This window comes from Streptomyces sp. (assembly GCF_036566765.1).
Classification (GTDB): Bacteria; Actinomycetota; Actinomycetes; order Streptomycetales; family Streptomycetaceae; genus Streptomyces.
In genome coordinates this window covers 1-4,747 of sequence record NZ_DATCVQ010000166.1, presented here as the reverse complement: position 1 = coordinate 4,747, position 4,747 = coordinate 1, and the positions used below count along the sequence as shown (strand labels likewise).

6 protein-coding genes and 1 pseudogene are annotated in these 4,747 nt (G+C 70.7%); 5 read left to right on the top strand and 2 right to left on the bottom strand.

From position 1 onward, the window contains the following. Nucleotides 1-187: 187 nt before the first annotated feature. Entirely contained in the window at nucleotides 188-823 is a 636-nt protein-coding gene (locus tag VIU94_RS08920) for an aspartate/glutamate racemase family protein (protein WP_331909383.1), read from the bottom strand. Between the two features lie 16 nt (nucleotides 824-839). Beyond that, complete coding sequence (panD, locus tag VIU94_RS08915) at nucleotides 840-1,265, bottom strand: aspartate 1-decarboxylase (RefSeq protein ID WP_331909381.1); 426 nt, start codon at nucleotides 1,263-1,265, stop codon at nucleotides 840-842. Nucleotides 1,266-1,902: 637 nt separating this feature from the next. Here panD and VIU94_RS08910 point away from each other — a divergent pair. The 5 genes and pseudogenes from VIU94_RS08910 to VIU94_RS08890 all read left to right on the top strand — a co-directional run. Further along, nucleotides 1,903-2,565, top strand: a complete 663-nt coding sequence (locus VIU94_RS08910) for a hypothetical protein (RefSeq protein ID WP_331909379.1) — start codon at nucleotides 1,903-1,905, stop codon at nucleotides 2,563-2,565. Next, the gene (locus tag VIU94_RS08905) at nucleotides 2,565-3,110 is read left to right on the top strand and encodes a flavodoxin domain-containing protein (RefSeq protein ID WP_331909377.1); all 546 of its coding nucleotides are present in this window, start codon (nucleotides 2,565-2,567) and stop codon (nucleotides 3,108-3,110) included. Before VIU94_RS08910 ends, VIU94_RS08905 begins: the two co-directional genes overlap by 1 nt. Nucleotides 3,111-3,399: 289 nt before the next feature. Beyond that, the gene (locus VIU94_RS08900; RefSeq protein WP_331909375.1) at nucleotides 3,400-3,858 is read left to right on the top strand and encodes a Crp/Fnr family transcriptional regulator; all 459 of its coding nucleotides are present in this window, start codon (nucleotides 3,400-3,402) and stop codon (nucleotides 3,856-3,858) included. Between the two features lie 58 nt (nucleotides 3,859-3,916). Beyond that, nucleotides 3,917-4,051 (top strand): annotated as a pseudogene (locus tag VIU94_RS08895) (CBS domain-containing protein); the annotation flags it as partial. Between the two features lie 192 nt (nucleotides 4,052-4,243). Continuing rightward, nucleotides 4,244-4,747, top strand: a 504-nt coding sequence (locus VIU94_RS08890) for a response regulator (protein WP_331909385.1), incomplete at its 3' end; no start/stop codon positions are given.

Here is a 4,747-nt window from a genome sequence, read left to right as displayed (position 1 = left end):
CGCGGGCGGCGGTTGGGGCGGCGTCGGCCCCGGCGGGACCGGGGTCGGCGGCGGCACGGGGACGGGCGTCGGCATCGGCGGCCGAACGGGGTCCGGGTACGGATCGGTCATCACGGGCCTCTCACCTCGGCAGGCCGTACGACTTCCAGGCTCTCCGACTGCGCATGCCCGCGCCCGCCGGACCCATTCATCCGCGGACGGCTCCAGCGGCCGCGGCGAGCCCGAGCCGGGGGCTCGACAGCACCGGCCGGCGGGTCGCCGCCAGCTGGGCGGCGTCCGCCATCGACGCCTGGGCCAGCACGATCACATCCGCCTCGCCCTCGGGCACGGCGTCGACGGCAGCGGCCACGGCGGCCAGACAGCCCTCCTGATCGCCGGCCGCGAACCGCTCCCACGCGCCTTCGACCACCCGGGTGGCGATCCGCGGGCAGCGCGCCCCGGCCTCGTCCCGGATCAGGTCGACCGTGGGCCCGAGGGTGCTCTCCACGGAGGCGAGAACCATGACCCGGTCCGCCGCCGCGGCCCGCGCGGCCATCGGCCGGTCGACCCGGAGCACCGGAACGCCGAGACCGACCCCCGCCGCCTCGGCGACGCCCCCGATCGTGGAACAGGTACAGAGCACCGCGGCGGCCCCGTCCAAGACGGCCGCCTCCATCAGGCGCCCGACGTCCCCGGCCACGGCCTCCGGACCCTCGACGCGGGCCCGCGCGAGCAGTTCCTCGGAGACGAGATGCCGCAGTTCGAGCCCGGGGTGGTCCTGGTCCCGCAGCGCGTCGAAGACGGGAACGTGAACCGGCGAGGTGTGCAGCAGAGCGAGCCTCACCGGACCCCGTCCTCGCTCAGACCTGCGCAGGCACGGCGTGCGGGCTGCGCGCGGTGTCGCTGCCCGGAACGGGTGCGGACGCGTCCGCACCCAGCTCCACGATCCGGTTGTCCGCGTCCACGTGCACGACGCGCGGCACGAGCGCCCGCGCCTCGGCGTCGTCGACCTGCGCGTAACTGATGAGAATCACCAGGTCCCCGGGGTGCACCAGATGCGCCGCGGCCCCGTTGATCCCGATCACCCCGGACCCGCGCTCCCCCTCGATGACATACGTCTCCAGGCGGGCCCCGTTGTCGATGTCGACGATGTGCACAAGCTCCCCGGGCAGCAGATCCGCCGCCTCCATGAGCTCGGCATCGATCGTCACGGACCCGACGTAGTGCAGATCGGCCTGGGTGACGGTGGCACGGTGGATCTTGGACTTGAACATGGTACGCATCATCGAGGTACTCCTGGACATAGGCTCCCTGCCTGCGTTTTTGCAGGTCAAGGGCGGTTTTCCTACCCTACAACGAGTCGCATGTCCGGGCAGCGGTCCCCAGGTTTTCCAGGACTCATGCTGACCACTTGCTGACTTTTCTGACGCACCGTCAGGTCGGATCGGGAGGGCTGCGTCGGCCCAACCACTCCCCCACCGCGACGACGATGCCAGCCTACGCAAGGCCACTCGGAGCCTCTGCGTGATCACTGTCACTGCGACATCTGGGGCGCATCACCCCGCCCCGCTGTGGTCGCCGACGGCTGGCGCCAGCTCCTGCCCCGAGCGGTCCGGGGCGGGCGTCGTAGCGAGGAGCAGCAGAAGGTCCATGAGACGTGGGCCCTCGTGGACGGACTTCGAATCCCCTCGGGGTCGGTCGGCCGCGGTGCGTTCGGTCCGCTGTCCAACGACGGCGAGCGTAGGCCGCCCACCTGGTCCGAATCGGCGACGCTCGCCGCACCTCGTACGACCGGGCCTGGCAGGGAGAGGCCGCCGCCGTGGGGCGGGCAGAGACGTCGGCGATGCGACTGGGGACCGTTCGGCCCCAGCGAGATGCCCGTCCCGTGGACCAGAATGGTGGTGTCGGTCCCGGGAGGTCTCCATGAATACCCAGCCGAGCGTCACCGCCACAGCCGAGCCTCTCCTGCTCGACGCGGCTCTGCCCGAGTTCCGGTTCTCCCGCCTGGAGTGCGCCGTGATCGCCGCCGCGCCGGACGTGGTGCACGGCGCAGCCCGTGATCTTGACATGCTGTCCATCCACTCGCCGCTGTTCGACGCGGTCATGTGGGCGCGTGGGGTGCCGGACCGGGTGCGCCGTCGGCCCGTGGTCACACCGCCGCCGATGCGGGTGTCCGATCTGTTCGACACCGACGCAGGTGGTGATCAAGGGGACCCGGAGGCCCAGCCCTGGGTTGCCCTGGGTGAGCGCGCGGGCCGCGAGATCGTCTTCGGGGCGGTCGGCAAGGTGTGGAAGCCCACCATCGAGTGGCGCCGTGTCGAACCCGGTGACTACGTGGGCTTCGACGAGCCCGGCTGGGCGAAGATGGCGGCCGCCTTCGTCGTCCACCCCTACGGTGCACGGCGGTCCCTCCTTACCTACGAGGCGCGCACCGCCTGCACCGACTCCGATTCCACCACACGGTTCGGCCGCTACTGGATGTTCGTGTCCCCGGGCGTCGGCGTCGTGCTACGCGGGGCGCTGAGGACGATTGGGAAGGCCGCCGAGGCGGCCGGAGAACAGAGTCCGAGAGGAGATGAGGCGTGATGCGTGCGGTGATCGTGTACGAGAGCCTGTTCGGCAACACGCGCGAGATCGCTGACGCGATCGGAGAGGGCGTGAAGGAGGCGCACCCGGACGCCGAGGTCGAGTGCGTGGCAGTCGTCGACGCGCTGCCGGAACGCATCGGTCCCACCGATCTGCTGGTCGTCGGCGGGCCGACCCATATGCGAGGCATGACCACAGGGATGAGCCGGAAGATGGGGCTGAAGGCCGAGGAGAAGGAAGCCGAGAAGGGGGAGCGTCCCTTCGCCCCCGAGGAGGGCGCCGAAGGCCCTGGCGTCCGCGACTGGTTCCACGACACGCTCCCGAAGGCCCACACCGGTACCCATGCTGCCGCGGCCTTCGACACCCGGGCGGACATGCGACTGGCCGGCGCCGCGGCCGGCGGCATCGCGCGCCGGCTTCGCGGCCATGGCTATGAACTCGTCGCGGAACCGGAGGGATTCATCATCGAGGACACCGAAGGGCCGCTACGCGAGGGCGAAAGGGATCGCGCGAGGGCGTGGGGCGCTGCCCTCCAGGTCGCTTGACTGGCCCCCATAGGAACGCCACCGACCTTCGTGAGAGCACGTCAAGCAGGCCCCTCTCCCGTAGCGGACGCCGCCATGCGAGGGCCGGCGACCTCATTCCCGTGGAGCGCTCGGCCACGCACCCACAGCCAAGGCTTGGCTGAACGTGAGTGCCAAGACCCACGGGCGGCACCGGCCGGTGAGGCGATGATCAGGCCAGTGCACGCGGCCCCAAAGGGGCCATCCGGCCCTCCTCTCCCCTCACAGACCGAGGCAAGACTGGGAGTGGACACCGATCAGGAGGACCCCGATGAGTACTCCCCCTAACCCGCGGCTCACGGCAGCTCTCTCCGCCGACCAGCGTGCCCGGCTGTTGCAGTGCGCCGACCCAGTGGACTTCCCTGAAGGGACCCGGCTGTTCGAGGAAGGCGGGTACGCCGATCGGTTCTGGATCGTCCGTACCGGGACGGTCACCCTGGACGTCCGCGTGCCCGGCAAGCGGCCGGCCGTGGTCGACAGCGTCAGTGCGGGTGAACTGCTCGGCTGGTCTTGGCTGTTCGAGCCGTACCGCTGGCACTTCGGGGCCGAGGCCATGACACGGGTACGAGCGGACGAGTTCGACGCGGCGACCGTGCGCATGATGATGGATGCCGATCCGAGCTTCGGCTTCGCCCTGGACCACTTCGTCGGACAGCTGCTCGCCCACCGCCTCTTCTCCGCCCGCGTACGGCTGCTGGATCTCTACGCCCCGCACGGGAGCGGCCTGTAGATCCTCACCCCTCTGGGAGCACGTGCTGCCCGCCTCGCGCTACACAGTCAGCGACGTCATGCCCCACGCTGCCGTCGCCATCGGGCGTGACGCGCCGTACAAGGAGATCGTCGCGCTCATGGACCAGTGGAAAGTGAGCGCCCTGCCCGTTCTGGAGGGGGAGGGACGAGTCGTCGGGGTCGTGTCGGAGGCCGATCTGCTGGCAAAGGAGGAGTTCCGGCCCGTCCGACCGGGCGCTGGTGCCGCTTCTCGTCCGCGCGGTGCGCGCGGTGGAGGGGGTCGTCGACGTCCGGATGGATCTCGATCCCGCCCCTTGAGCCCTTCCATAGCGGACAATCCTCATAAGGGCGGGTCTGTCCGTACCCGACCGACCGCAGGGGTCGCCATGTCCGATCTTCCGGCATCCACCGCACACACTCGCGTCTTCCTCGTGGACGACCACGAGGTCGTCCGCCGGGGTCTTCGCGACCTGATCGACGACGAGCCCGACATGGAAGTGGTCGGCGAGGCGGCCACCGCCGACCAGGCACTGGCCCGGGGCCCCGCTCTGCGGCCGGACGTGGCGGTCCTCGACGTCCGGCTGCCCGACGGTGACGGGATCTCCCTGTGTCGGGAGCTGCGCTCACGGATGCCGGCACTCGCGTGCCTGATGCTGACCTCGTTCGACGACGAGGACGCGCTCCTCGACGCGATCATGGCGGGAGCGGCGGGGTACGTCCTCAAACAGATCAAAGGCTCCGACCTGGTGTCGGCGGTACGGACCGTGGCCACCGGCCAGTCGATGCTCGACCCGGCCACCACCGCCCGGCTGATGCACTCGCTGCGCGACCCCGAGGCGGCGAAGCCGCCGGAGGACGAGCGGCTCGCGGCGCTGTCGGAGAGGGAGCGG